Raw genomic sequence first — 23,601 nt, 5'->3', positions numbered from 1 at the left:
CATTATTGTTGGTAGCGCGTTGGTTCGCGCTTGCCAAGGCAATAGCAGGAGCCGTGCCAGCCGCTGCACCCCCCGCTTTCAGAGGGTTCACGAAAAAAAGCCGGCGGATTCTTGCCGATACGAGAGGTGGAGTGAGCGGATTCTTGCCTACTCGCGAAAGTCGTCGCGGGCCAGGCCGTGACGCTGCATCTTTTCGTTGAGGGTGCGCCGAGGCAGTTGCAGTTCCTCCATCACCGACTTGATATCGCCGCGGTGCCGCGCCAGTGCCGCGCGCAGGCATTGGGCTTCGAAGGCTTCCTGTTGTGCCGCCAGGGACAGCCGGACGCTGACCGTTTCCGCCGCTGGCGCGGCCAAGCCCAGCACGTGGCGTTCGGCAGCATTGGCCAGCTCGCGGACGTTGCCAGGCCAATCATGGCTGAGCAACTGGGCCAGTTGCGCCGAATTGACCGGCGGCGCCTGTCGCGCCAGACGCTTCGCGGTTGCCGCGGTGAAGTGATCGAACAGCCGCACGATGTCTTCGCGCCGCTCGCGCAATGGCGGCAGGCGCAGTTCGGCGACATTCAGCCGATAGGCCAGGTCTTCGCGAAACAACCCAGCCCGTGCCTGCTCCAGCAGGTCGGGCTTGCTCGCTGCGACCAGCCGCAGGTCAACCGGAATGCTCTGGTTGGAGCCCAGGCGCTCGAGCTTCTGCTCCTGCAGCACACGCAGCAGCTTGGCCTGCTGAGCCATCGGCAGGCTCTCCACTTCGTCGAGAAACAGAGTCCCGCCGTGGGCGTACTCCAATTTGCCGATGCGCTTGCCCTGGGCGCCGGTGAATGCACCGCTCTCGTGGCCGAACAGTTCGGCCTCGAACAATGCCTCGGGAATCGCGGCACAGTTGAGCGCTACGAAGGGTTTGCCAGCCCGTGGGCCGAAATCGTGCAGGCAGCGCGCAACCAACTCCTTGCCACTGCCGGTTTCGCCACGAATCACCACGTTGACCGGCAACTGCGCCAGATCCAGTACCTGGCGCCGCAGCTGGGCGATGGCGGGCGCAGCGCCAAGCAGGGTCGCCTGCAATTGCTCGCTGAAATCGGCCCGACTGTGCAGGCGCCGGTTTTCCAGAACCAGTCGACGCTTGTCCTGAGCGCGCTGCAGGCTGGTCAACAGGCTTTGCGGGCTGAAAGGCTTCTCGAGAAAATCGTAGGCACCCTCGCGCATGGCCTGCACCGCCATCGGCACGTCACCGTGCCCGGTCAACAGAATCACCGGCAACTCGGGGTCGCGGGCCTGGACCTGTGCCAGCAGGGCGAGCCCGCCCATGCCCGGCATGCGCACGTCGCTGAGTATGACCCCGGCGAAATCCGCCGGCAGCTGCGCCAGGCAGTCTTCGGCCTGGCTGAAGCGCTGCACCGAAAAGCCGCTGAGGCCCAACCACTGTTCAACAGCGTCGCGAATGCTCGCTTCGTCGTCGATGACCATCACTTGATTGCTCATGCAGGCTCCGTATCGATGGGCAGGGCAAGGGTGAAACGTGCGCCGTGTGCCAGGTTTTCCGCGCTCAACTGGCCGCCGTGTTCGTGAGCGATCGCCAGGGAGACCGCCAGCCCCAAGCCGAGGCCTTCGCCGATGGGCTTGGTGGTGAAGAACGGGTCGAACAAGTGCTCGAGGTGCTCGCTGGCGATGCCGCCACCGCTGTCGGCAATGTCCAGCTGCCATTGCTCGCCCTGAAGCTGCAGGCTGATGTGCATGTCCTTGGCCGGCACCCCGGTCATGGCGTCCAGCGCGTTGCGCAACAGGTTGATCAGCACCTGTTCGAGGCGAATCACGTCGCCACGGACACAGGCCGGCCGCCGGACCTGCAAGTGCAGGCGTACACCTGCCGCATACAGGGGTGTTTCCAGCAACTGCAAGGCCTGGTCGAGCACCTGCGCCAGGTCGACTCGTTCGCGCACGCCGGCCGGGCTCTTGCGCGCGAAGGTCTTCAAATGGGTGGTCAAGGCCGCCATGCGTACCAACATCTGTTCCAGCGGCGCCAGGGCCTGGCGCGCCGCGTCGATGCGATCCTGATCGAGCAACAGCCGCAGGCTCGCCAGCTGCATGCGCTGCGCTGTCAGCGGCTGGCTGATCTCGTGGGCCAAGGCCGCCGACATCTGCCCCAATGCCGCCAGTTTGGCCGCCTGGACCAGGCCCTCCTGAGCATCGCGCAGCTCCCGGGTGCGTGCCCTGACCAGTGATTCCAATTGCTCGCGACCGCGCTGGCGCAGCGCAGCCAGGCGCCGACGCTGATTCAGCCAGAGGCCGCCGAAGACCAGGCTCAACCACAGGCCGGCCGCTGCCAGCGCGGCATTGCGGCTGTCCTCGGTACTCGCCATGGGAGGCTTGAGCAAGTGCAGGGTCCAGCCTTCGCTGGCCATCGGCAACGATGCCCACAGGTAGTCGGCCGTGCCTTGAGGGCCGTTGACGCGCACGTGTCGGGCCGCTCCATCGAGGTTGCCCAGCACCTGGTGGTCCAGCGGCTGCAAGGCTTGATCGTGATACTGACGGGTGCGCTGCAGTTCGGCGCGGTCGGCCTCGCTCAAGGGGTGCAAGGTGCGATACCGCCATCCCGGTCGGTTGGCGATGAACACCACCCCGCGCGCGTCACTGACCAGCAAGGTATCGGGCCCCTGCGCCCATTCCTGTTCCAGTTCGGGCAGCTCGAGCTTGACCACCATGGCACCGAGAAAACCGTCCCGAGCGTCCTTGATCGCACTCGACAAGAAGTAGCCGGGAATGCCGCTGGTCACGCCTACCGCATAGAAACGCCCGCTGCCCTGGCTGACCGACTGGCTGAAATAGGGACGGAAGGCGTAGTTGTGACCCACATAGCTGGTCGGCAGACGCCAGTTGCTGGCTGCCACCGCCAGGCCCTGATGGTCGAGCAGTTCCAGGGTCGACGACCGCGCCGCCGCGTTGATGCGCTCAAGCTTGCGGTTGAGCATGTTCTGGGTGGCCGGATCGATCGGCCCCTGCAGCGACTGCTGCAGCTGAGGATCCAGCGCCAGTACGGCAGGCAGGGTGCGATACCGTTCGATCAGGGTGTGCAGGCTGTTGGCGTACAGCGCCAACTGGCCATTGCTGCGTGCCGCCTCCTCGTTCTGCGCCAGCAGCTGGGCGTGACGGCCCGCCCATACGGCGGACAACGACGCGCCGGCCACGATGACCAGCACGATGACGGCCAGGCGCGGGGCGCGGGAACCGGTCACGGGCGCTATCGAGCCGTTGCCGACCTACAACAACTCGAAGGTCGCCTCTTTGACGTCCTCGGAGTCCAGCCCGATCATCACGGTGAACTGCCCGGCCTCGGCGGCCCGCACCAGTTGCTGGTTATAGAACTTCAGATCACCCTCGACGATATCGAATGTCAGGGTCTGGCTTTCGCCCGGCTTGAGCATCACCTTGCGGAAATGCTTGAGCTCCTTGACCGGTCGAGCCATCGAAGCAGCGACATCACGCAGATACAGCTGAACCACGGTCTCGCCGGCGACCTTGCCGACGTTGCGCACGTTGATGCTGGCCGTCACCTTGCCGTCGCGGCTCAGGCGCTTGCTCGACAGGCTGACGTCCGACAGGCTGAAGTCGGTGTAGCTCAAGCCGTAGCCGAAGGGGTACAGCGGGCCCTGCTCGCTGTCGAAATACTGCGAGCTGTAGTTGCCCGGATGCCCCGGCGTGAACGGTCGGCCGATGCTCAAGTGGCTGTAGTACAGCGGCACCTGGCCGACCGAGCGCGGGAAGGTGACCGGCAGTTTGCCGGACGGGTTGTAGTCGCCGAACAACACGTCGGCAATGGCATTGCCGCCTTCGGTGCCGCTGTACCAGGTTTCCAGCACCGCATCTGCCTGGCGCTGTTGTTCGCCAATGGTCAGCGGGCGGCCGTTCATCAGCACCAGCACCAGCGGTTTGCCCGTGGCGCGCAGTGCAGTGATCAAGGCTTGCTGGGTACGCGGCAGGTCGAGGGCAACACGGCTGGCCGATTCATGGGTCATGCCGCGCCATTCGCCCACCGCGGCCACGATCACGTCGGCGTCGCGTGCCGCTGCCAACGCTTCGTCGATCAAGGCCTGGCCGGAGCGTGGGTCGATGGCCTGCTTCACGTGCTCGGGGTTGAAGTGGGCGATGAAGTCCAGCGTCGCACGGTCATCGGTGAGATTCGCACCCTTGGCATAAGTGACCTTGGCGGGGTCGGCCACGGCATTGCGTAATCCGTTGAGCAACGTCACCGATTGCGTCGCCACGCCGGCTGCCGACCAGCTGCCGAGCATGTCGTCCGGCGCGTCGGCGAGGGGGCCGATGAGGGCAATGCGCGCGTCTTTTTTCAGCGGCAGCGTCTGCTTCTGGTTCTTCAGCAACACCAGCGTCCTGCGCGCGACATCACGCGCTTCGGCGCGATGCAGGCGGCTTTCCGCGTTGACATCGGCCGGGTCGTCCTGGGCCTTGCCGATGCGCAGGTACGGGTTGGCGAACAGGCCCATGTCGTATTTGGCGCCAAGCACCTCGCGCACCGCGTTATCGATGTCGGCCTGGCTGATCTGGCCGCTCTTGAGCAGCCCCGGCAGATGTTCGCCGTACGCCTGGTCGTTCATGCTCATGTCGATGCCGGCCTTGATGGCCAGCTTGGCCCCCTCACGGTCGTCGCTGGCCACGCCATGCTTTATCAATTCATGAATTGCACCGTGGTCACTGATGGTGACGCCCTTGAACCCCCATTGCTTGCGCAGCACATCCTGCATCAGCCAGGTATTGGAGGTCGCCGGCACACCGTTGATGGAGTTCAGGGCGACCATCATGCCACCTGCGCCAGCATCGACCGTGGCGCGATAAGGCGGCAGGTAGTCCTGGAACATCCGTTGCGGGCTCATGTCGACGGTGTTGTAGTCGCGCCCGCCCTCGATCGCGCCGTACAAGGCGAAGTGCTTGGCGCTCGCCATCATTCGGTCCGGGCTGGCCGGGCTGGGGCCCTGTATGTTTTCCACCATCACCCGGGCAATTTTCGACACCAGGTGGGTGTCTTCGCCAAACCCCTCGCTGATGCGGCCCCAGCGCGGATCGCGAGAGATGTCGACCATCGGCCCGAAGGTCATGTCGATACCGTCGGCCGCCGCTTCGGCGGTCGAGGTTCTGGCACTCAAGGCAATGGCGTCCATGTCCCAGCTCGCGGCCAGGCCCAGGCTGATCGGAAACTGCGTGCGGTGACCGTGGATCACGTCGTAGGCGAAGAACATGGGAATCTTCAGGCGGCTGCGCTGCGCGGCATCCTGCATGGGCCTGTTGTCGGCGCGAGTGACCGAATTGAAAGTGCCGCCGATGCGCCCTGCGGCGATCTCGGCCTCGATGCGCTGGTGAGTCATTTCCCCACCGATGGCGATCAGGCGCAACTGGCCGATCTTCTCGTCCAGGGTCATGCGTGCGAGCAGGTCGGCAACGAATGCATCCTTGTTCTGCGGACCTTGGGAAGGGCTATCGGCATACGCGGTTTGCAAGGCCAGGCCAACGACGACACCCAGCAGACACAGCTTGTTCATTGAGTTCTTCTCTCTGGCCTACCGCAGGGATGCCGCAGCCGATTACGGGTGACAGTGTTTTTATAGTTTGCCGGAGGTGTTTTAACGTATCGGCGCTCGTCAATCCAGTCGGGTGCCGGGATTGATACAAATGCATCCGCGCAAGCAGCGTCGAATCAAATCCCCCAAGTCCATTCACAGCCACTAAAATGCCTGCCTGAATAGACCCGAGATCCGTTTCGCCATGTCCGTCACCGACCCCCGCGCCGAATTCCTTGCCCTGCTCGACACCAGCCTGGCGCAGAACGCTTTCATCAAAGTGGTGCTGGCTCGCCATGTCGGCCAGGAACCGGACTTGCAGCGGCTGATCGTCAAGTTGGCCACCATCAAGGGCGAGCCTTGCCTGTCGTTCGTGTATCGCTACAAGACGCGCGACATCACCAAGAACTTCAGCCTGACCGATGGCCAGCAATTCATTGCCGACGCCTTGCCCGACACCTTCAAGAACGCGCACCTGCTGACCTTGACCGACGAGTTGCAGCTCGAATTCAGCAAGAAGAACAAGGCCAGCCTGCACCGCAACAAGCAACAGCAGGAGCGGGCCGCGCCGGAGTTGGGTCACGATCGGGAGAAAAAGCGTTACCTGGAGCTGAGCCGGCCGTTTCTGCATGACCTGGGTGTCACCGACAAGCAGCAGCAGTTGATCCCGGCGATGTCGCGCAAGTGGAAACAGATCAACAAGTTCATCGAGGTGTTTTCCCACGCCTTTGCCTCGTCCGTGCTGGCCAGGACAGATGCGCCCGTGCGTGTCGCCGATTTCGGCTCAGGCAAGGGTTACCTGACGTTCGCCATCCATGACTATGTGGCCAACTCGCTGCAGCGTCAGGCTCAGGTCACCGGCGTCGAACTGCGTCCGGATATGGTCGAGTTGTGCAATGCCGCCGCCGCATCCTTGGAACATCCGGGGCTGGTGTTCGAGTGCGGTGACGTGCGTTCGGTGGTGCCCAGCGAGATCGACGTGATGATCGCCCTGCATGCCTGCGACATCGCCACCGACTACGCCATTCACACCGGCATCCGCTGTGGCGCGGCGATCATCATGTGCTCGCCGTGCTGTCACAAGGAAATCCGCCTGCAGATCCAGAGCCCAGGCTTGCTCAAGCCCATGCTGCAATATGGCCTGCATCTGGGCCAGCAGGCCGAGATGGTCACCGACAGTTTGCGCGCCCTGCTGCTGGACGCCTGTGGCTACGAGACCAAGGTGTTCGAGTTCATTTCCCTGGAGCACACCAACAAGAACAAGATGATTCTGGCGGTCAAGCGCGACACGTCCGGCCCGTCCGCCGAAGCGCTGGCGAAGATCGAGGAACTGAAAGCCTTCTACGGCATTCGCGAGCAGCGTCTGCAGACCCTGCTGCAGGAAGATGGTCTGCTGGGCCAGGCGCTGTGAGGCATCGGGACTACAAGTCGCCGGCATTGTGACCCATCCCTGACGAGCGCCACCATGAGCGCTCAAGCCAAGGGTTGGAGTTCGCAGTGACGCTCGACATCAAGCTGACGCCGCGCGAGCAGGAAGTGCTCGTCTGGAGTGGCAGAGGCAAATCCTCGTGGGAAATCTCGCGCATACTGGCCTGCTCCGAGGCCACGGTGAATTTCCATTTCGCCAACATTCGTCGCAAATTCGCCGTGGGCTCACGCAGCGTGGCCGTGCTGCTGGCACTGGAGAAAGGGTTGATATCGCTGTGGTGAGCGCCTGGTTGCGCTCGAGTCTTCAACGTTTCTTCTTCAACACCGCAGGCACGGCCACGTTCAATTGCGCACTGCCCAGGCCATGGCTGGTCGCTTCGAAGAAATACAGTGTCTTGCCGCAGCCGGCGAACAGTTCTTCGAAGCGCTGTTTCTGGCTGATGATCCAGGCATCGCTGAGCGGGAAGATCGACACATACAGGGTCTGTGCAGGCGCCAGACGCAGCGCCTGAAGGATGTGCGCATCGTCGCTGTCCAGGTTGTGGCCGAAGATGCACAGCGTGCCGTCTTGCCGGCTCAACTTGCCGTGGCACCAGCTCAGGTAGTCCGAATCACGGATGGTACGCAGCTTCTGCGCACTGGGGCCTTCGTTGACCAGCAACGGCACATCGCCAGGCGTGTTGATCGCAAACCCGTCGAGCAAGGCTTCGCCCTCGGCGGTGCGTTGCCGGGTCGTACCGTCGCTGTTCTTGATCAGGTGCAGACCGCCGTGCAGGTACAGCACGCGGCAGCCTGTGGAGGCGGTGTGGCGAATGTCGAAACCAGTGTCCACGTCCATCAACTCGGCAAAACCCTGCGGGTCGTGCTGCACGGCCCAGGGGCAGAGCAGGTCGTAGTTGCTGCTGTACACCGTGTCGAACGCGCGCAGTGCAAGGTTGAGCGCGGCCAGGCGCTGTTCATCGAGCAGGCGAAAGGGAATGTGCACGCTGCGCACCGCATGGATCAACGCTTCCTTGATCGCATAGTAGCGATTGAGCGGGGCGGTGGAACTGATCGCCAGGGCGGCATTGACCCGAACGGTGCTGTTGAGCACCGCCAGCACCTGTTCGAAGCTGCGGGTCTGCAGCGATTTGAACAACGCCAAATCGGTCAGGCTCAAGGGTTTGTTGCGCACCTTTTGCGCGCGCTCGAACAACCCGTCGTAGGCGAAGCTGCGCCACACCGCGCGGCTGGCGCCGTTGCCCAGCAACAGGCTTTGTGCAGGCTGACGGCTGTGCAGGGTTTGCCAGTCGTCGAGGTGGGCGTCGAAGGTGTCATGTGCCATGGTGATGATTCGTTCTACTCGTGTCTTGGGCAAGGGCGCGACTCTATCACGCCATGTCCTGTCATCCGACGCCGTCTATGCTGGGTCGGTTCACCGGCATCAAACCGCGCCGTTTTCGATCATCCGTGGAAGGACTACACATGTTGGCACACCTGTACAAGACGCTTTGCCTCACTGCTGCCATGGGCGCAGCTGCCTCGGCCCAGGGGCAAACCCCCGATCAGTTGGCTCACGCCGCCAACATTCCCCACCCTGCGGTCATTGCCCATCGAGGTGCTTCGTTCGATGCACCGGAATCGACACTGCCGGCCTACCTGCTGGCCCGTGACCTGGGCGCCGACTATCTGGAGCTCGATGTGCAGCGCACTCGCGACGGGCAACTGATCGCACTGCACGACGATACCTTGCTGCGCACCACCGACATCGCCAGCAAGTTTCCCGAGCGCAAGGACAAGCCGGCCAGCGACTTCACCCTGGCGGAGCTGAAAACCCTGGATGCCGGCAGCTGGTTCAATGCAGCGCACCCCGAGCGCGCCCGTGACAGTTACAAAGGCTTGAAGATTCTCACCCTGGATGAGGTACTCGACGTGGCGCAAGGCGGTACGCACACGCCTGGGGTGTACATCGAAACCAAGGTGCCGCAGCAGTTTCCTGGTATCGAGCGTGACCTCAAGGCCAAACTCGAGCAGCGTGGCTGGCTCGATGGTCAGCACCGGGTCGTGTTGCAGACGTTCGAAAAAGGCAGCCTGGAGCTGCTGGCCAAGGAAATGCCGCAGGTGCCCAAGGTATTGCTGCTATGGGTAGGCGAGGGCAGCATCGAGCCCGAATCCAAGGTGACGTTCGCAGCGTCCGGCATGAAGGACAAAGCGGCTTACTACGCCCAGCAACGGCCCCGCGACCGTGCCGAGTTCGAGCGCTGGCTGGACATTGCCAAAGCCAACGGCGCGGTGGGTACCGGGCCTTCGGCAGCGTTGACCGAGGGGGGAGAGCAGAGCTACATGGACCTGGTTCAGCCGTGGATGAACACGCTGACCCACGACAAAGGTCTTCTGGTGCACGTGTATACCGTGGACGAGCCGGTCGATTTCAAGAAGGTCAGTGACGCAGGCGTGGATGGCATCTTCACCAACCGTACCAGCGAGCTGCTGAAGTTCTACAAGCGTCCTGCCGCTGAATCGGTGATCGAGGTTCTTCAACGCAACGGTTACTGATCTGCGGAAACGCCAACGGCGCGAATCCGGTTGACCTTGCAATTGCGCTTGGCAATTTGAAGGACGGAATTCGCGCCGCTGCAGAAGGTGCGGTGGGCTTATTTGCCAGCGCCGCTGCCGTTGCCGCCGCTGTTGCCCGAGCTGCCATCGCCTTTGGTCGCGCCCATCGGGGTAGGGCCACCGTCGGTGGTGCCGGCGTCTGCGCCCTGGCTCATGGAACCGGTCTTGCCGTCGATACCGGTGGCGTTGCCATTGTCGGGCGATTTGTCGGTGCCTGGAATGACCTGCTTGCCCGATGGTGCTTCCGGGGTGGCAGTAGGGTTGCTGTCATTGGATGCCGCAATCGCCGCGAACGACGAGGCCGACAGAAGACCGGCCAGAGCCAGCGAGGCAAGCTTTTTGCTAATCATCATGGTGCATCTCCGCAGTGATTGGGGTACAAGCATTGGGCCAGCGTCTTGCACGCAAGGTGCCGTCGAGGCGACGAGCGGCATCTCGTCGCAGCAATGCTTCTCAGCGGTATTGGCGATGAAATCCAGGTGGATGGCGTCTGGCTGTATCAATGGAGATGGGCTGCCCGCGCTTCAGCCAGGCATCAAGGGTCTGGCCAAAGGTGTGATCACTGCAGTCGCGCAGCAGCATCAGTGGAATATCCAGGTGGCGCGCAACGGCTCGCGCGCTCTCGCGCTCCTGGTGCTGGAACACCTCGACCTCGGTCGGCGAAGCGTGACTGGCCGGCAACCGCTTCAACACCGTCCACGGATCGCTCTCCAGCAACACAATCGCCCCCAGGGAAAGCCGCTCGAACGCCGTCAGATCGGTGCCCGACGAACGTGGGCGCTTACCCATCAACGCCACGTTTCCTTCCAGCAGCATCGACTTGCCACTGGCGGCGATGCTGGTCACGGCCAGTTCCAGTGCCTGGCGGTTGCGGTCTCGATTGGTCGCGTAGCGATCATCGCTCCATTTCACACAGGCCAGCACCTGCCTGACCAAACCCGAAGCGCTGCTGTGCAACACGCCCCGACGGTGCCCGTAATGCTCGCAATGCCAGGTTTTTCCCACGCCATGAATACCCGCTACCAGGATGATCATGATGGATGTCCCTATCAAGTAAGAGGATATTACTAGGCTGGATAGGTAACTGAACCGTCAACATCAGTGTCAGAAATTTCTTCGCAATGTTGGGTGGTTTTCTGATTGAGTTGGCGTAACTGGCTGTTTGATCGAGAAATGAAGGGTGCTGGGCGGGGGGGCTTTGCAAGGTTGCGAGCAACGAATCTGTGCTGATCGATGCGCTACATCTGCATCTTGTTTATCTGTATAGCTGGTGCCAATGGGACAGTTTCCACACCATGCGGTACAGCAGAGCCGGTATCAGCCCTTGAAACCTGCGAGCTGTTGCGGATAACTGCGTTTGAAACGTTCACTCCGCAGCAGGCCTTCACACGCGAGATGACAAGGTGTTCGAACTAACCAGCTATGTAAGCCTTTTCGTCGTGGCGTTCGGTGCCGCCACGCTTCTGCCTTTGCAATCCGAAGCGGTATTGGTGGGCATGCTTGTTTCGCAACACTACGCAACGGTGTTGCTCGTACTGATCGCCACGGCGGGCAACGTGCTGGGTTCTGTCGTGAACTGGTACCTGGGCCGCTCTATCGAACGTTTTCGGCACCGCCGTTGGTTTCCCATCAGTGAGCGCCACTTGGATAAAGCGCAGAATGCCTACCTGCGCTACGGATACTGGGCGCTCTTGTTCAGCTGGGTGCCGATCATCGGTGATCCCATCACTATGATCGCTGGCGTCATGCGTGAGCCGCTCTGGCGTTTTCTGGTCGTGGTTACGCTGGCCAAAGCGTTCCGCTATTTGGCACTGACCGCGATCACGCTTGGCTGGGCGATATGAACGCCCCCAGCCGAACCCCTGTGAATGGCGAATCAAACACATGCCAGCCAACGAGTATCAGATGGGTAGGATCGGCATCAGCCTTTGCTGTGTTTATCCGATGTTGGCGGAATGGCAACGCCTCTCGGCCCCGCGATGCCCCAGATGGCGAGTCCGACAAGGGGCAGTACAAAGATCAGCACCGTCCAGCCCAGCTTCGTGCCGGAGCTTTTGGTGCTTCGCCAGACGCTCGTCAGTACCCAAGCGTCCAGCAACAGAACGATCACGGCGGACGCCGCCCAGAAAATCGAGGTTTCCATGGTTTATCACTCCTGAGCAATCACCTACAGGAGAGGGATACCGGTCTGCGCAAGTTCCCGATCATTTCCAGTTGGCGATTGACCGTACGTTCCCGTGCTCGATTTGCATGATGTAGAAGGGGGGGCGAATCGGCGTCTGTGCATTGGCTGATGATATCCATGAGCTGGCGAAGCAGACGGCCTGAGAGTCGTTACGCCGGATGCAGTGTTCTGCGGAGTATGGCGAACGGCGTTCGGCGGCTAAGAGGCTGAGCGGGGAGGGTGGAAAAAATCAAAATACTGATCTGCTTCGCTACCCGACTCAGGGCTGAACGAAAAAACCGGCATCCCGCGAGAAATGCCGGTTTTCTTGTTTCCAGCGGATCACCTGAATAGTCAGACGATGAAGTTCACCAACCGGTTAGGTACTACGATCATCCTTCCAGCCCCTTCCAGATGTTTGCTTAACACCGCATGGGACAGCGCCTGGGCACGTATCGTGTCATGGTCGGCGTCGGCCTGGATCAGAATTTCCCCACGCAGCCTGCCATTGACCTGCACCATCATCTTCACTTCGTCCCGCTTCAGGGCGTCGCTGTCCGGGGTCGCAGATCGCTCAAAGGGGCGCGAGGGGGCCGCCGCTTGGTCCCTAGTTGCGAAATCAAGATGGAGCTGTAGACAGCGCACTAGAGAAGATTGGCGTCTGACTATGCTTCAGTTTGCCACTGCAACGTGCACCATCTTCCCGAGTGCCCTCCTCACATCGCTGTTGCTTTGCTCTGTAACGGCCCCCGGGTACTGATCGAACATATGAGGTACGCCGGGGTAGACGTGCATCTCCACCGGAACGCCGGATCGTGACAATTTCAGACCAAACTCTACGTCTTCTTCCAAAAACAGATCCAGCGCGCCAACACCGATGAAGCTTGGTGGAAGGCCCTCAAGATGCGGAGCGAGCGAGGGAGACAATAAATACGCTCGTTCATCATTGGCGTCGTATTCACCTTGCATGCACTGCCAACAGAAATGATTCGCTGCTCGCGACCAACTCAGCCTGCCCGTCGCCGGGTTATTCATGAGCGATGATGCAGACCCCGTTCGATGATCAAGCATGGGGTAAATCATGACCAGACCTGCAGCCTTGCGTTGCTCCCTGTCTCTTGCCAACAGCGCCAAAGCGGCAGCGAGCCCGCCCCCTGCGCTGTGGCCCATGATGACTACTTTATGCTCGTCTATCCCTTGAGAAAGTGAGTTGAGATAGATCCAGGTCAGTGCCCTGTAGCAGTCCTCGAGGGGCGCCGGAAAAGGATGTTCCGGCGCCAGGCGATAGTCGACTGCAACCACGACGACCTGAAGATCGGCGGCAAGGTCGGCCAGATAGCCGTCCGCCATCTCCGGACAACCCAGAACAAAGCCACCCCCGTGGATGTACAGGATGGCCGGCAATGGTAGGTTCTGAGTCGTTTCGGATCTTGGTCGATGAATGCGCAAACGTACAGGTGGACAGTCGGCATCACTCTCAGTCCATTGTTGCTGACCGTGGGCCGTGTCGGCTGAGCGATAGTCGTTGTGGATATCATCCCGGATGCTTGCAAGGGTTTCTCGAGTCCACTGCCTGGAGGGCTCGGTCAGGAAGAATTCATAGGACGGATCAAGGAGCCTATCTGTGTCCATCGGGCTGTTCCTTCTCTGAATCGGGGGCATACAGCCCCCGAGAAATGAGTCAAAGCCAGCTCTTGATCCGAGCGCATACGGCTTGAGTGGAAATGCCATAACGGTCGTGCAGTGTAGGCAGAGCGCCAGCGTCGAGAAAGGCGTCGGGCAGTGCAATTTGCCGGAATGCGGGCGTCACGCCATTGCGCAGCAGGACAGTCGCCACTGCTTCACCCAGACCACCGATGATCGAATGGTTCTCTGCCGACACGACCAGCCTGCCTGGCTTTCGAGCTTCCGCCAGAATGGTTTGTTCGTCCAACGGCTTGATGGTGGGTACGTGAAGTACCGCAACATCAATGCCATCGGCTTGAAGCGCCTTGGCTGCCTCCAGGGCTCGCATGGTCATCAAGCCGGTCGAGACGATCAGAACGTCATTGCCTGTGCGCAGGGTCTTGGCTTTTCCGATCTCGAAGGTGTAGCCATATTCATCCAGCACCAGTGGAACGTTACCGCGCAGCAAACGCATGTACACCGGGCCGTTGTGAGCGGCGATGGCGGGAACGGCTTGCTCGATTTCAAGCGCATCGCAGGGGTCGACAATCATCAGGTTCGGCATCGCGCGGAAGATGGCCAGATCGTCGGTGGCTTGATGGCTGGGGCCATAACCGGTCGTTAAACCTGGCAGCCCGCAGACGATCTTGACGTTGAGATTCTCTTCGGCGATTGCCATGCAGATGAAATCATAGGCACGGCGCGAGGCAAACACGGCATAGGTAGTGGCAAAGGGAACAAAGCCTTCGCGCGCCATGCCTGCAGCGGCACTCATCAGCAGCTGCTCAGCCATGCCCATCTGATAGAACCGGTCAGGATGTGCCTGCGCGAAGATATGCAGATCGGTGTATTTGGCCAGGTCGGCGGAGAGCCCAACGATATCAGGTCGGTCTGCAGCCAGGGCCGCCAGGGCGAGGCCAAAAGGGGCCGATCGGGTTGCCTGACCTTCAGAAGCAATCGACGCAATCATTGCAGAGGTGGTGAGTTTCTTCTTGGCGGCCACTGGAGCCTGGGCAGTGTCGTTCTTCAAGTCGTTCATACAGTGTCTCCTTCTTCGAGGTGGTTCAAGGCCAGGTTCCACTCATGCTCATCCACGCGAATGAAATGGGCCTTCTCCCGAGTTTCCAGAAACGGCACGCCTCTACCCATTTTGGTATCGCAGATGATCACTCGCGGTTGAGCTTGCGAATGACTGCGTGCGGCATCGAAAGCCTCGACCAACGCGTCCAGATCATTGCCATCCACTCGCTGCGTGAACCAACCGAACGCCTGCCAACGGTCAACGATGGGCTCGAATGCCAGAACTTCGCTGGAGCGGCCGTCCGCTTGTTGGTTGTTTACGTCCACAATGGCGATCAGATTATCGAGCTTCCAGTGAGAGGCTGACATCACCGCTTCCCAGGTCGACCCTTCGTTCAGTTCACCGTCGGACAGCAGGTTGTAGACGAACGAGTCAGAACCTTTACGCTTGAGCCCCAGGCACGCACCGACGGCAATGCCCAGACCCTGGCCCAGCGAGCCGCCTGTGATCTCCATGCCAGGGGTGTAGGTTGCCATCCCGGACATCGGCAGGCGGCTGTCATCGGAGCCATAGGTTTCGAGCTCGTCCAACGGGATGATTTCCGCTTCGATCAGTGCCGCATACAGCGCAATGGCATAGTGGCCGATGGAGAGATAGAAGCGGTCACGTTGTTCCCATTCGGGGTCGTGGGGCTTGTAGTTCAACGCGTGAAAGTAGGCCACAGCGAGCAAGTCAGCCGCTCCCAATGCCTGACCGACGTAGCCTTGACCTTGAACCTGGCCCATGCGCAGCGCATGACGACGGATATTGAGGGCGCGTTGTGCCAGTGATGTTTCAGAAACCTTGGATGAAATAGCAGTCATTGCATGTACTCCGTTGACTCAACGATTGACCGAAGCGGCGGGGATTCGCAGTACCAGGCAAGCACCCATGCACAGCACGCCGGTGATGAGGTACATCCCTATCGCGCTTGATCCGGTCGTGGTGGTGATCCAGCCAATCAGGTAGGGCGAGCAGAAGCCGGCGAGGTTGGCAAAGCTGTTGATGCCGGCGATTCCCGCAGCGGCAGAAACCCCGCCCAGCAGTGTGGTCGGTAGCATCCAGAACAGGGAGGAGGCAGACAGAACCCCTGCCGCCGCCAGGCAGAGACTCAGGACAGAGATGACCAGGTTTCCACCGAAGATGGCTGCCAACGTAAGGCCCAAGGCCCCTGCGATCATGGGTGCAATCAAGTGCCACCGACGTTCGCGGTGCTTGTCGCCACTTCGGCCCATCAACAGCATTGCCACGATTGCGCACATGTAAGGCAAGCTGGTGACCAAGCCGATGTGCAGGGGGTCGGAAACCCCGGCATTGCGGATCAAGGTAGGTAGCCAGAAGGTGATCGCGTACTGACCCATCACGACACAAAAGTAGATGCACGCCAGCATCCACAGGCGACGGTCGCGCAAAAAATCACGTACCGAACCGTGAGTGACCTTACGACTGTTGTCCTCCGCCAGTTCCTTGTTCACAAGCTCCTTTTCTTCATCGGTGAGCCAAGTGGCCTGGTGTACGCCATCCTTCAGATACGCCAGTACGAAAAAGCCAACAATGACCGTAGGTATCGCTTCGATGACGAACATCCACTGCCAGCCGGCCCATCCATGAAAGCCTGCAAACTTGGCCATGATCAAGCCGGAAAGAGGCCCGCCGATCATTCCTGAAAGTGGAATCGCAATGAACCAGAGCACGGTCATCTTGGCTCGGCGATACGAGGGAAACCAGTAGGTGAGGTAAAGCAGCAACCCCGGCGCCAGGCCTGCTTCAGCAATGCCCAGGAGGAAGCGCAGCACATAGAATTGCCAGGCCGTTTCCACAAAGGCGAAGAGGGCAGAGATGATGCCCCACGAGATCATGATGCGGGCGATCCATCGACGCGCCCCAACTTTGTGAAGAATCAGATTGCTGGGAACTTCGCAGAGAAAGTAGCCAAGAAAGAACATGCCGGCACCGAGGCCGTACACAGTTTCACTGAGCGACAAGTCGCTCATCATTTGCAGTTTGGCGAAGCCAACGTTCACACGATCCAAATACGCACACAGATAACAGAGCATCAAGAAAGGCATCAGCCGCCAGGCGGTTTTGCGATAAGCATTCGAGCGCACGGTCGAAACCGCTTCGAGCGTCATGGAAGTCATCATGATTGTCCGATCTCTTGTTTTTATAGACGGCCAGGCGCAGTTGCCCAGCGTGCCATTGATCTAGAACAACACGGGTCAGTGTCGACCCGGTTACCTGTCCTCAGTGGATCAGCATGCCGCCATTGACATCTAGCGTGATGCCAGTGAGGTACGAAGACAGATCGCTTCCAAGAAACAGCGCAGCGTTGGCGACATCCTGAGCCGCGCCGAGGCGACCTAGCGGGATGCCATCGATAATCGCGTGACGACGCTCGTCCTGCATCAAGCCGCCAGTAATATCGGTATGAATCAAACCGGGAGCAATGGAATTGACGCGAATGTTGTCCGGCCCGAATTCCCTGGCCATCGCCTTGCCAAGGCCCAATACGCCCGCCTTGGCCGCGCTGTAGTGCGGTCCGCCGAATATGCCGCCGCCGCGTTGAGCCGATACCGACGACATGCAGACGATGCTTCCGCAGGCCTGACTCTTCATGAACGGAATGACGGCTTGAGACATGAGCAAAGTGCCGCGCAGACTTACATCCAGCACTCTGTCGTAGTCGGCAGGGCTGATGTCAAGGGTCTTGATCGGCTGGGTGATGCCCGCGTTGTTGACCAGAATGTCTATTCGACCGAAGCGCGCTATGACCTTGTCGACCGCTTGTTTGACTTGATGTTGGTCTGCGACGTTGGCGGCCACTCCCAGATGGCCTTCACCCAACGCCGAAGCGGCGTCGCGCGCGGCGGATTCATCGAGGTCCAGGATGACGACATGGGCACCCTGCTGGGCGAACGTGATGGCAGTGGCTCGACCGATTCCGCGTTCAGATGCAGCACCGGTGATGATTGCAACTTTGCCTTGAAGAAGCATGGGGAATTCCTGTGATTGTTTTTATGATTCGATTCGAAAATCGATGGCTCAGGGTGTTCCTCGCACGCGCATCCAGCAATATTGCAAGCCTCACTGCTAGCTGAGGAAAATTCACTTCTCGTCACCAGACACGCAGGATGATTGAATAAGACTCGCCCAGAAAATCTCAACAATAAGAGCCGAGTACTTATGCGCCTTCACGACAGTGCGCCCCGGGACCTGCCACCGCTGAGGGCCATTCAAGCCTTCGAGCAAACGGCCCGCTTTGGCAATCTCGCCAGGGCGGCCGAAGTATTGAATCTGACACCCTCAGCTGTCAGCCATCAGTTGGCGAATCTGGAAGCGATGATAGGTAGACAGCTTTTCGTGCGCGCTGCCCGTGGCGTCACCCTCACCCCGGTGGGCGAGCAGTACCTCAAGGATATTTCCGGTTTGCTGCACAGCCTCGAGGTGGCGACCGAAAGAGCCGCCAGTGACGTGAGTCTCGACTGCCTGCGACTGCACTCCTCTCCAAGCTTCGGCCTGCTTTGGCTGATGCCGCGCCTGGAAGCATTCCGCGTGAGTCATCCCGATATCCAGATCAACCTGTCGTGTTCCTATGAGTCCTTGCACTTCAGTCGGGACAAGATTGATGTCGATATACGCCATGGCCTTCCCAACTGGCCCAGCTATGAAGTGCGAACGGTGCGCAACGAAGCCTTTGCGGTGCTGGCTTCTCCACAGTTGTTGGCAAAGCGTCCAGTCGTCAGCGCCGGTGACTTGTTGAACAAGGAGTTGATCCTCTCGGAAGCGACGCTGCTCCAGTGGCCCGAATGGTTCGCACAGCACGGCCTGGCCCGCCCCGAACATCCCTATGCGTTGAGCTTCGATCGTTCCTACATGACATTGGAGGCTGCAAGCCACGGCCTTGGTTTTGCACTGGAAAGTACGCTGCTGGCGCAGAAATATCTCTCGTCGGGCGCACTTGTGGAAGTTGCACCTGAATCGTTGAGTGCCGCTGTTGCTGCTCACCACTTGGTGTTCCCAAAAGCCCATTCGTCCTTTCCCAGGGTCAGGCGGTTTCTGACGTGGATGGAGGGGGAGATGGGGCACCGGTTTGTGTTCTGAAACGGCGTTCCCGGGTGGCAGATTGACCTTGAATTTTGATCACCGCTTGATCTTGAACGAGACAACTCCGTTATCGGGCCGCTCCCCTAGAGAGAGCCCTTACGGGCTCCGACTGACCGAGTTACTACGCTTTCAAGCCGACAAGTACTCGTCGACGGATTGGACGCTGGCGTAGCCGAACTCGAATGCTGCCATCACTGCCGCATGGGCCTGCGCTGCGGGCACAGTCACACCACGAAAAGTCAGATCCAAGGTGGCACACGCATCATGCAGTACCGTGACCGGGTAACCCATATCTACAGCGGCGCGTACAACGGCGTCGATGCACATATGGCTCATCGCCCCTATCACTACGATTTCCTCTACACCTTCAGCATCCAGGCGCTGTTTCAGATCGGTTTCCCTGAAGGCATTGATGTGCTTTTTGACAATCACAGGGTCGCGGTCCTCGGGCGTTACCGCGGATTGAATTTGCGCACCGGCACTTCCCTTGACGAAGATCGTGGCGCCTTCATTGTCCGTCTCATGCCGTATGTGAAACACCGGAATGCCGGCATCGCGTGCATCACGGATCACCCGCACTGCATTCGCGACGGCCTCTTCAATCCTGGTCAACGGCAGGTTGCCAGTGGGCAAGTATTCGTTTTGCAAATCAACTACTACAAGACCTCGTTTCATGAGTCATCTCCAGTCGTATTATCAATGTGTTGGCTCTGTAAGGACCGAACTGTTCACGGGGCATCAAGCTGGCGTCCGCGATCAGAACTTCAGTGAAACACCGTCCTCCGGAATGTCGACGTGACGCTCGATACCTTGCTGCTTGACGTAGGTACGCAGCTCTTCACGCGTAAGTGACATGTGGTTGACAGCGTCCATGTGCACAGCAACGATCTTCGCGTTTTCCGCGGCCTTCGTTGCACGCAGAACATCTTCCTCGCCCATGATGATTGCGCCTTCGTAACCGGTCATCTTGGCTTTGCCGGCATTCAGCACAATGACCTCGGGGTGATACTTCGCGATAGCTTCGTCCACTCCTTTACGCCAGATGGTGTCCCCCGCGAGGTATAGGGTCTTGTAGCCCGGCGCTTGAAAAACGACGCCCATTGCTTCACCCAGAGGTTTCGCGAGAGCGGGCACGGCATACATTTCGTCAGTGCCATGCTGGCCACCTGTCTTGGTGAGTTTGACGCCGCTGAATTCGGCATCACCCTGAAGAACGCGGACGTTCTTGAAACCTTGGGAACGAATCAACTTCGCATCTTCTTCATGCTGCGTGAACAACGGAATGTCTTTGGGCAACGCTTTTTGTGCGGCATCGTCCCAGTGGTCAAGATGCGTGTGAGTGACGATGACCGCGTCGACGCCGGAGATCACTTTTTCAGCTGATTCAGGCAGGTCGACCAACGGGTTACGCAGGTTGCTGCGATAAGTGTTCTCGAATCCTGGGTAGGTTCCTTTTTTGGACAGCATCGGATCGATCAAGAAGGTCGTAGCGCCATAGGTGATTTTCACCGTCGCGTTGCGAACCTGCTGCAGGCTGACTGCATGAGCCGCATCGGGTGTCTCGGATAGGTTCGAGCCTGCCAATACCGGCATGGCGACTGCAGTGCAGGCCATGCTGAGCGCAAAGGGGAGGTTTCTGATATTCATGGAGATACATCCTGTTGATATGTGGATGATTCCATTCTTGCGTAATGGGAAAGTAGGCAACAGTGGCCTGAATGACATAGTTCGATATAATCGGGCCAATCTGTTGCTTTGTTTGGCGACGTCGATAATCTGGAGAGGCTCCTCCATGCAATCCATCCGTGTAGCGGTTCTGGCGTTCAACGGCGTGAGCCTCTTCCACCTTTCGGTACCGGGAATGGTGCTGGGTACGGCGCAATCAGCGCCTGGCGCACCCCGATACGAGGTCAGTTACTGCGCAGAGCTGCCAGGTATGGTGACCAGTGATCAAGGCATCGGCTTGGCAGTCGCGCACGGCCTTGAGCTGATGGAGGCAGCGGACGTCATCGTCATCCCTGCGTGGGGCGATCAATCGGTTATTGCGTCCGCCGAACTCGTGAAAGCGCTGCAGCTCGCCGATGAGCAGGGCAAGCTCATAGTCGGATTGTGTCTGGGTGCATTCGTCCTGGGCGACGCCGGGTTACTGGACGGTAAAGAAGCGACTACTCACTGGGCTGTAAGGGACGAGTTCGCCAGGCGTTTCCCGAAAGCGTGTTTCAGGCCTGAAGTGCTCTATGTCAGTGCCGGCAACATCGTGACCTCTGCAGGAACGGTAGCGGCCATTGACTGCTGCCTTCACCTCGTTCGGCAGCGACTTGGCGCCGACGTGGCGAATCGCACGGCGAAGATGCTGGTGACGCCGCCTCACCGGCAGGGCGGTCAAGCGCAATACGTCGAGCATCCTCTGTCGCAGCTTTCCAGCGAGACCCATTTATCCGAAGTACTGGCGTGGGCCAGAATGAACCTGGCCAGCGAGTTGCCGTTGGACGTGCTCGCGGACAAGGCAAAAATGAGCAGACGCACATTCACTCGGCGTTTCAGGGAGGCCACTGGCGGTACCGTATCCAGATGGTTGAATGCCGAGCGAGTGGCTCGGGCGCAACAGCTGCTCGAAACCACGGATCTACCCATTGAATGCATTGCCGGGGAGGCCGGCTTTGGAACGCCGTTATCCTTGAGGCAGCAATTCGGCGCGCAACTCGGCACCTCGCCATCCGAGTATCGGCGGATGTTTTCTCGCGCAATGGAAGTGGAAGGCAAAACCCGGTGAATCACACTTTCTTCAGGTCGCGTGCTTGATACCCAACTCGGTATGGGTATTGGTTCGGTCTTCCGTGTTGCTGGGGCCAAACAGGCCCCAGCGATCTTGCTCGATCAAAAGTCCACGGTCACTCCGGCGTAAATCGCACGACCATCGCCTGGTGAGTGCAGGGATGCCCTAGCGCCGTCCGGGTCGTACCAAACGTATTCATAGTATTGGTCGGCAAGGTTCTTCAATTGCAAGTCTACGCTGACTGACTGAGTCACTTGATACGTCGCGCCTAAGTTCATGAGAACGTAGCCGCCATAACGTCTTTTCGTGTTCTCACGCTCCAGGTAATAGTCGGTCTGCCCGTTCATCCATGCAGTCAGTTGCAATGCAGGTGTCGCGTCATAGCTGATGCCGGCGCTGTATAGATGATGGGGGATATGGTCGATTTCCTGGCCTTTGCTGTCAGGCAGCGAGCTGCTCGGCTGAAGAATCTTCGAGTACTGCCAAGAGTAGGCCAACCAGATGTCGGTGCGCTCGTTGGGGTACAGGTTCATCTGCAAATCGTAGCCCCAGCGCCGGGTTTCTCCGACGTTGTCGGACTCGCCACTAGGGTCGTTCAGTCTGCGACTGACCTCTCCTGAAGCTTCCTGCTGCCAATAAGCTAAACGTCCGTCCATCCAGTCGGCCGGAGTGAACTTGACCCCGGTTTCCCAACCTTCGTTGATCGAGGGCGCCAGATCGGTGTCCCTGGGCGGAATCTTGTAAGCCGCAGCCCCTGTGCCCACCTGAAAGGTACGCCCCCAGTTTGCATAGACGCTGGCAACGTCCCACGGTGAATAGACAACGCTGATCTTTGGCTGCTTGATCAGCCCGTAGTCGTTGATGTCGTAATCCTTGCCGATCATTTCGTTGGTGAAGGTGCCCTGGATCTTGTCGACCCGGTAGGCCGGCACGATCTTCAGTGACTCGAAAGGTTTGATCTCAGCCTGGACATAAGCGCCGTAAATGTCGAAGTCGAATCGTTGATCGCGGGTAGTTGCCAGACGAGCGCGGTCCCTGGTGCGATAGCGTTCGCTTTCGTTTTGCTGCTGCTGCACGTCTGCACCGCTTTCCAGAGCGAAGTCGTGGAGCCAGCTGACTTCAGGGCGCCAGGTCAGCGAGGTGAGCGCGCCATATTGCGTCTCGTAGGCGTCACGCTCTTGCTGTGAGCTCGTGCGCCAATATTGCGTCCAGCGCCTGTCATCAAAGGTATTGACGTAGGTTTTCGCTGACCAGGCCAGCGTATCGGTCAAGTCGGTATCCAAATTCAAGCTGATCTGGTTCATGCGCCGAGTGCCCTTGTCCGTCGCATTGAAGCTGTTGGTCATTTCCGGATGATGACGTGCATCGGCTTCGGCCAGATAGCCCGGCTCCTGTGCTTCGGTTTCGTAGTGACGAGCGATCAGTCCGATGCGATAGCTGTCGTCATCCGGTGTGTAGAACCACTTGCCCGACATTGAAAACTTGTCTGCTTCGGCGTGATCCCGGTAGCCACTGGATTTCTGATAGGCAAAGAAATAGTTCTGCGACCAGTTGCTGCTTTCAATGCCCTTGGCAAGTTGCGCTTCCTGAGTATTGAAGCTGCCATAACGCAGCCGTACCTTGCTGTAGTCGCCTCCGGTGCGGGTCAGCATATTGACGTTGCCGGCAATGTTGTTCAGGCCATAGCGCGCATCGCTGGTGCCACGCACCACCTCGATGCTGTCCAACTCCATGGGGAAAATCATGTCCATGTACGGCATGTTGCCGTCGTTGCTGTTGCTGGGGATGCCGTCGATCAATAATTTGACCGCGTTCACTTCACCTTCACCATTGAAGCCGCGGAACGAGATTTTTCCCGAAGTGGTGCCTTGATTGAACTCGGTCAGCATCACCCCCGGGGCGCGGCGGAAAAGCTCCCAACTGTAGTTGACCGGCATTTTTTCAAGGATGTCAGCGCCCAGAATATCCACTGAGCTGAGCACACTGCGGGTGGCCAAAGGGCCGCTGGTCGAGCCTTGAACGCTCACGGCGCCCAAGGTGAGCGTTGGGTTTTCCAGCCTGCCGGCTTCAGCCAGTGCCAAGGACAGCGGGCTGGATGCCAGTACGCCTATCGACAATACGGGCCATATGGAACGGGACACAGACAAACGCTTTGCATGGCGCAAAGAAAATGGAGCAGGCATGGGACGCACTTCCTGATCATCAAGAAACTTCAAGGGCGTTCGGCAACCGTCGCGGATCGCGGAAC

General features: G+C 59.5%; 22 protein-coding genes. 6 read left to right on the top strand and 16 right to left on the bottom strand.

Going from position 1 to position 23,601, the window contains the following annotated elements; genetic code table 11:
* Positions 1 to 147: 147 nt before the first annotated feature.
* The 3 genes from IFU31_RS17640 to bglX are packed head-to-tail and all read right to left on the bottom strand — an operon-like array spanning position 148 to position 5,543.
* Entirely contained in the window at positions 148 to 1,476 is a 1,329-nt protein-coding gene (locus tag IFU31_RS17640) for a sigma-54-dependent transcriptional regulator (protein WP_122479397.1), read from the bottom strand.
* Positions 1,473 to 3,227, bottom strand: a complete 1,755-nt coding sequence (locus IFU31_RS17635) for a sensor histidine kinase (protein WP_342345291.1) — start codon at positions 3,225 to 3,227, stop codon at positions 1,473 to 1,475. Before IFU31_RS17635 ends, IFU31_RS17640 begins: the two co-directional genes overlap by 4 nt.
* Positions 3,228 to 3,251: 24 nt before the next feature.
* Positions 3,252 to 5,543: a beta-glucosidase BglX gene (bglX, locus tag IFU31_RS17630; protein WP_192103978.1), complete on the bottom strand. Its 2,292-nt coding sequence runs from the start codon at positions 5,541 to 5,543 to the stop codon at positions 3,252 to 3,254.
* A 223-nt stretch (positions 5,544 to 5,766) separates the two neighbouring features.
* On the opposite strand from bglX, the gene IFU31_RS17625 reads away from it, so the two are divergent.
* Positions 5,767 to 6,972 (top strand): class I SAM-dependent methyltransferase, encoded by a 1,206-nt coding sequence (locus tag IFU31_RS17625; protein ID WP_192103976.1) that lies wholly within the window; start codon positions 5,767 to 5,769, stop codon positions 6,970 to 6,972.
* A gap of 86 nt (positions 6,973 to 7,058) precedes the next feature.
* A complete protein-coding gene (locus IFU31_RS21755; protein ID WP_277305613.1) occupies positions 7,059 to 7,271 on the top strand; it encodes a response regulator transcription factor in 213 nt (70 codons plus the stop codon).
* Between the two features lie 22 nt (positions 7,272 to 7,293).
* On the opposite strand, the gene IFU31_RS17615 is transcribed toward IFU31_RS21755, so the two are convergent.
* A complete protein-coding gene (locus IFU31_RS17615; protein ID WP_192103974.1) occupies positions 7,294 to 8,313 on the bottom strand; it encodes a DUF4917 family protein in 1,020 nt (339 codons plus the stop codon).
* A gap of 140 nt (positions 8,314 to 8,453) precedes the next feature.
* Between IFU31_RS17615 and IFU31_RS17610 the strand changes: the two genes are divergently transcribed.
* A complete protein-coding gene (locus tag IFU31_RS17610; RefSeq protein ID WP_192103973.1) occupies positions 8,454 to 9,524 on the top strand; it encodes a glycerophosphodiester phosphodiesterase in 1,071 nt (356 codons plus the stop codon).
* Between the two features lie 98 nt (positions 9,525 to 9,622).
* Here IFU31_RS17610 and IFU31_RS17605 read toward each other — a convergent pair whose 3' ends face one another.
* Complete coding sequence (locus IFU31_RS17605; protein WP_122479390.1) at positions 9,623 to 9,937, bottom strand: hypothetical protein; 315 nt, start codon at positions 9,935 to 9,937, stop codon at positions 9,623 to 9,625.
* Positions 9,938 to 10,037: 100 nt separating this feature from the next.
* A complete protein-coding gene (locus IFU31_RS17600; protein WP_192103972.1) occupies positions 10,038 to 10,619 on the bottom strand; it encodes a hypothetical protein in 582 nt (193 codons plus the stop codon).
* Positions 10,620 to 10,987: 368 nt separating this feature from the next.
* On the opposite strand from IFU31_RS17600, the gene IFU31_RS17595 reads away from it, so the two are divergent.
* Complete coding sequence (locus IFU31_RS17595) at positions 10,988 to 11,428, top strand: YqaA family protein (protein WP_185793983.1); 441 nt, start codon at positions 10,988 to 10,990, stop codon at positions 11,426 to 11,428.
* A gap of 77 nt (positions 11,429 to 11,505) precedes the next feature.
* Here the strand turns inward: IFU31_RS17595 and IFU31_RS17590 are convergent, their stop codons facing one another.
* The 7 genes from IFU31_RS17590 to IFU31_RS17560 form a co-directional block, all read right to left on the bottom strand.
* Positions 11,506 to 11,727 carry a PLDc N-terminal domain-containing protein gene (locus IFU31_RS17590; protein ID WP_122479387.1) on the bottom strand — a complete coding sequence of 74 codons (222 nt, stop codon included), beginning with the start codon at positions 11,725 to 11,727 and terminating at the stop codon, positions 11,506 to 11,508.
* A 375-nt stretch (positions 11,728 to 12,102) separates the two neighbouring features.
* The gene (locus IFU31_RS17585; RefSeq protein WP_240998811.1) at positions 12,103 to 12,273 is read right to left on the bottom strand and encodes a hypothetical protein; all 171 of its coding nucleotides are present in this window, start codon (positions 12,271 to 12,273) and stop codon (positions 12,103 to 12,105) included.
* Positions 12,274 to 12,420: 147 nt separating this feature from the next.
* Positions 12,421 to 13,380, bottom strand: coding sequence for an alpha/beta hydrolase (locus IFU31_RS17580; RefSeq protein ID WP_192103971.1), 960 nt, complete (start codon positions 13,378 to 13,380; stop codon positions 12,421 to 12,423).
* A gap of 49 nt (positions 13,381 to 13,429) precedes the next feature.
* The gene (locus tag IFU31_RS17575; RefSeq protein WP_192103970.1) at positions 13,430 to 14,452 is read right to left on the bottom strand and encodes a transketolase family protein; all 1,023 of its coding nucleotides are present in this window, start codon (positions 14,450 to 14,452) and stop codon (positions 13,430 to 13,432) included.
* The gene (locus tag IFU31_RS17570) at positions 14,449 to 15,297 is read right to left on the bottom strand and encodes a transketolase (protein WP_122479385.1); all 849 of its coding nucleotides are present in this window, start codon (positions 15,295 to 15,297) and stop codon (positions 14,449 to 14,451) included. The genes IFU31_RS17575 and IFU31_RS17570 overlap by 4 nt, the downstream gene beginning before the upstream one ends.
* 18 nt (positions 15,298 to 15,315) lie before the next feature.
* The gene (locus IFU31_RS17565; RefSeq protein ID WP_192103968.1) at positions 15,316 to 16,617 is read right to left on the bottom strand and encodes an MFS transporter; all 1,302 of its coding nucleotides are present in this window, start codon (positions 16,615 to 16,617) and stop codon (positions 15,316 to 15,318) included.
* A 100-nt stretch (positions 16,618 to 16,717) separates the two neighbouring features.
* Complete coding sequence (locus tag IFU31_RS17560) at positions 16,718 to 17,467, bottom strand: SDR family NAD(P)-dependent oxidoreductase (protein ID WP_122479384.1); 750 nt, start codon at positions 17,465 to 17,467, stop codon at positions 16,718 to 16,720.
* 189 nt (positions 17,468 to 17,656) lie between these two features.
* On the opposite strand from IFU31_RS17560, the gene IFU31_RS17555 reads away from it, so the two are divergent.
* Positions 17,657 to 18,574, top strand: coding sequence for a LysR substrate-binding domain-containing protein (locus IFU31_RS17555; RefSeq protein WP_122479383.1), 918 nt, complete (start codon positions 17,657 to 17,659; stop codon positions 18,572 to 18,574).
* A gap of 132 nt (positions 18,575 to 18,706) precedes the next feature.
* Here IFU31_RS17555 and IFU31_RS17550 read toward each other — a convergent pair whose 3' ends face one another.
* Positions 18,707 to 19,252: a cysteine hydrolase family protein gene (locus IFU31_RS17550; RefSeq protein WP_192103966.1), complete on the bottom strand. Its 546-nt coding sequence runs from the start codon at positions 19,250 to 19,252 to the stop codon at positions 18,707 to 18,709.
* Positions 19,253 to 19,333: 81 nt separating this feature from the next.
* Positions 19,334 to 20,224, bottom strand: coding sequence for an MBL fold metallo-hydrolase (locus tag IFU31_RS17545; RefSeq protein ID WP_122479381.1), 891 nt, complete (start codon positions 20,222 to 20,224; stop codon positions 19,334 to 19,336).
* Between the two features lie 145 nt (positions 20,225 to 20,369).
* Here IFU31_RS17545 and IFU31_RS17540 point away from each other — a divergent pair, with 145 nt between their 5' ends.
* Complete coding sequence (locus IFU31_RS17540) at positions 20,370 to 21,350, top strand: GlxA family transcriptional regulator (RefSeq protein WP_192103964.1); 981 nt, start codon at positions 20,370 to 20,372, stop codon at positions 21,348 to 21,350.
* A gap of 104 nt (positions 21,351 to 21,454) precedes the next feature.
* Here IFU31_RS17540 and IFU31_RS17535 read toward each other — a convergent pair whose 3' ends face one another.
* Positions 21,455 to 23,536 (bottom strand): TonB-dependent receptor, encoded by a 2,082-nt coding sequence (locus IFU31_RS17535; RefSeq protein ID WP_192103962.1) that lies wholly within the window; start codon positions 23,534 to 23,536, stop codon positions 21,455 to 21,457.
* Between the last annotated feature and the right edge of the window lie 65 nt (positions 23,537 to 23,601).

This window comes from Pseudomonas sp. CFBP 13602 (assembly GCF_014842725.1).
Taxonomy (GTDB): Bacteria; Pseudomonadota; Gammaproteobacteria; order Pseudomonadales; family Pseudomonadaceae; genus Aquipseudomonas; species Aquipseudomonas baltica.
Note: the sequence above shows the minus strand (reverse complement) of the source record. Positions and strands in the feature narration are given on the sequence as shown.

Excerpts from the sequence above, each read along its gene's own strand:
- IFU31_RS17640 (WP_122479397.1), bottom strand. The coding sequence starts at position 1,476 with ATGAGCAATCAAGTGATGGTCATCGACGACGAAGCGAGCATTCGCGAC.
- bglX (WP_192103978.1), bottom strand. The coding sequence starts at position 5,543 with ATGAACAAGCTGTGTCTGCTGGGTGTCGTCGTTGGCCTGGCCTTGCAA.
- IFU31_RS17625 (WP_192103976.1), top strand. The coding sequence starts at position 5,767 with ATGTCCGTCACCGACCCCCGCGCCGAATTCCTTGCCCTGCTCGACACC.
- IFU31_RS17615 (WP_192103974.1), bottom strand. The coding sequence starts at position 8,313 with ATGGCACATGACACCTTCGACGCCCACCTCGACGACTGGCAAACCCTG.
- IFU31_RS17610 (WP_192103973.1), top strand. The coding sequence starts at position 8,454 with ATGTTGGCACACCTGTACAAGACGCTTTGCCTCACTGCTGCCATGGGC.
- IFU31_RS17605 (WP_122479390.1), bottom strand. The coding sequence starts at position 9,937 with ATGATGATTAGCAAAAAGCTTGCCTCGCTGGCTCTGGCCGGTCTTCTG.
- IFU31_RS17600 (WP_192103972.1), bottom strand. The coding sequence starts at position 10,619 with ATGATCATCCTGGTAGCGGGTATTCATGGCGTGGGAAAAACCTGGCAT.
- IFU31_RS17590 (WP_122479387.1), bottom strand. The coding sequence starts at position 11,727 with ATGGAAACCTCGATTTTCTGGGCGGCGTCCGCCGTGATCGTTCTGTTG.
- IFU31_RS17585 (WP_240998811.1), bottom strand. The coding sequence starts at position 12,273 with ATGATGGTGCAGGTCAATGGCAGGCTGCGTGGGGAAATTCTGATCCAG.
- IFU31_RS17580 (WP_192103971.1), bottom strand. The coding sequence starts at position 13,380 with ATGGACACAGATAGGCTCCTTGATCCGTCCTATGAATTCTTCCTGACC.
- IFU31_RS17575 (WP_192103970.1), bottom strand. The coding sequence starts at position 14,452 with ATGAACGACTTGAAGAACGACACTGCCCAGGCTCCAGTGGCCGCCAAG.
- IFU31_RS17570 (WP_122479385.1), bottom strand. The coding sequence starts at position 15,297 with ATGACTGCTATTTCATCCAAGGTTTCTGAAACATCACTGGCACAACGC.
- IFU31_RS17565 (WP_192103968.1), bottom strand. The coding sequence starts at position 16,617 with ATGATGACTTCCATGACGCTCGAAGCGGTTTCGACCGTGCGCTCGAAT.
- IFU31_RS17560 (WP_122479384.1), bottom strand. The coding sequence starts at position 17,467 with ATGCTTCTTCAAGGCAAAGTTGCAATCATCACCGGTGCTGCATCTGAA.
- IFU31_RS17555 (WP_122479383.1), top strand. The coding sequence starts at position 17,657 with ATGCGCCTTCACGACAGTGCGCCCCGGGACCTGCCACCGCTGAGGGCC.
- IFU31_RS17550 (WP_192103966.1), bottom strand. The coding sequence starts at position 19,252 with ATGAAACGAGGTCTTGTAGTAGTTGATTTGCAAAACGAATACTTGCCC.
- IFU31_RS17545 (WP_122479381.1), bottom strand. The coding sequence starts at position 20,224 with ATGAATATCAGAAACCTCCCCTTTGCGCTCAGCATGGCCTGCACTGCA.
- IFU31_RS17540 (WP_192103964.1), top strand. The coding sequence starts at position 20,370 with ATGCAATCCATCCGTGTAGCGGTTCTGGCGTTCAACGGCGTGAGCCTC.
- IFU31_RS17535 (WP_192103962.1), bottom strand. The coding sequence starts at position 23,536 with ATGCCTGCTCCATTTTCTTTGCGCCATGCAAAGCGTTTGTCTGTGTCC.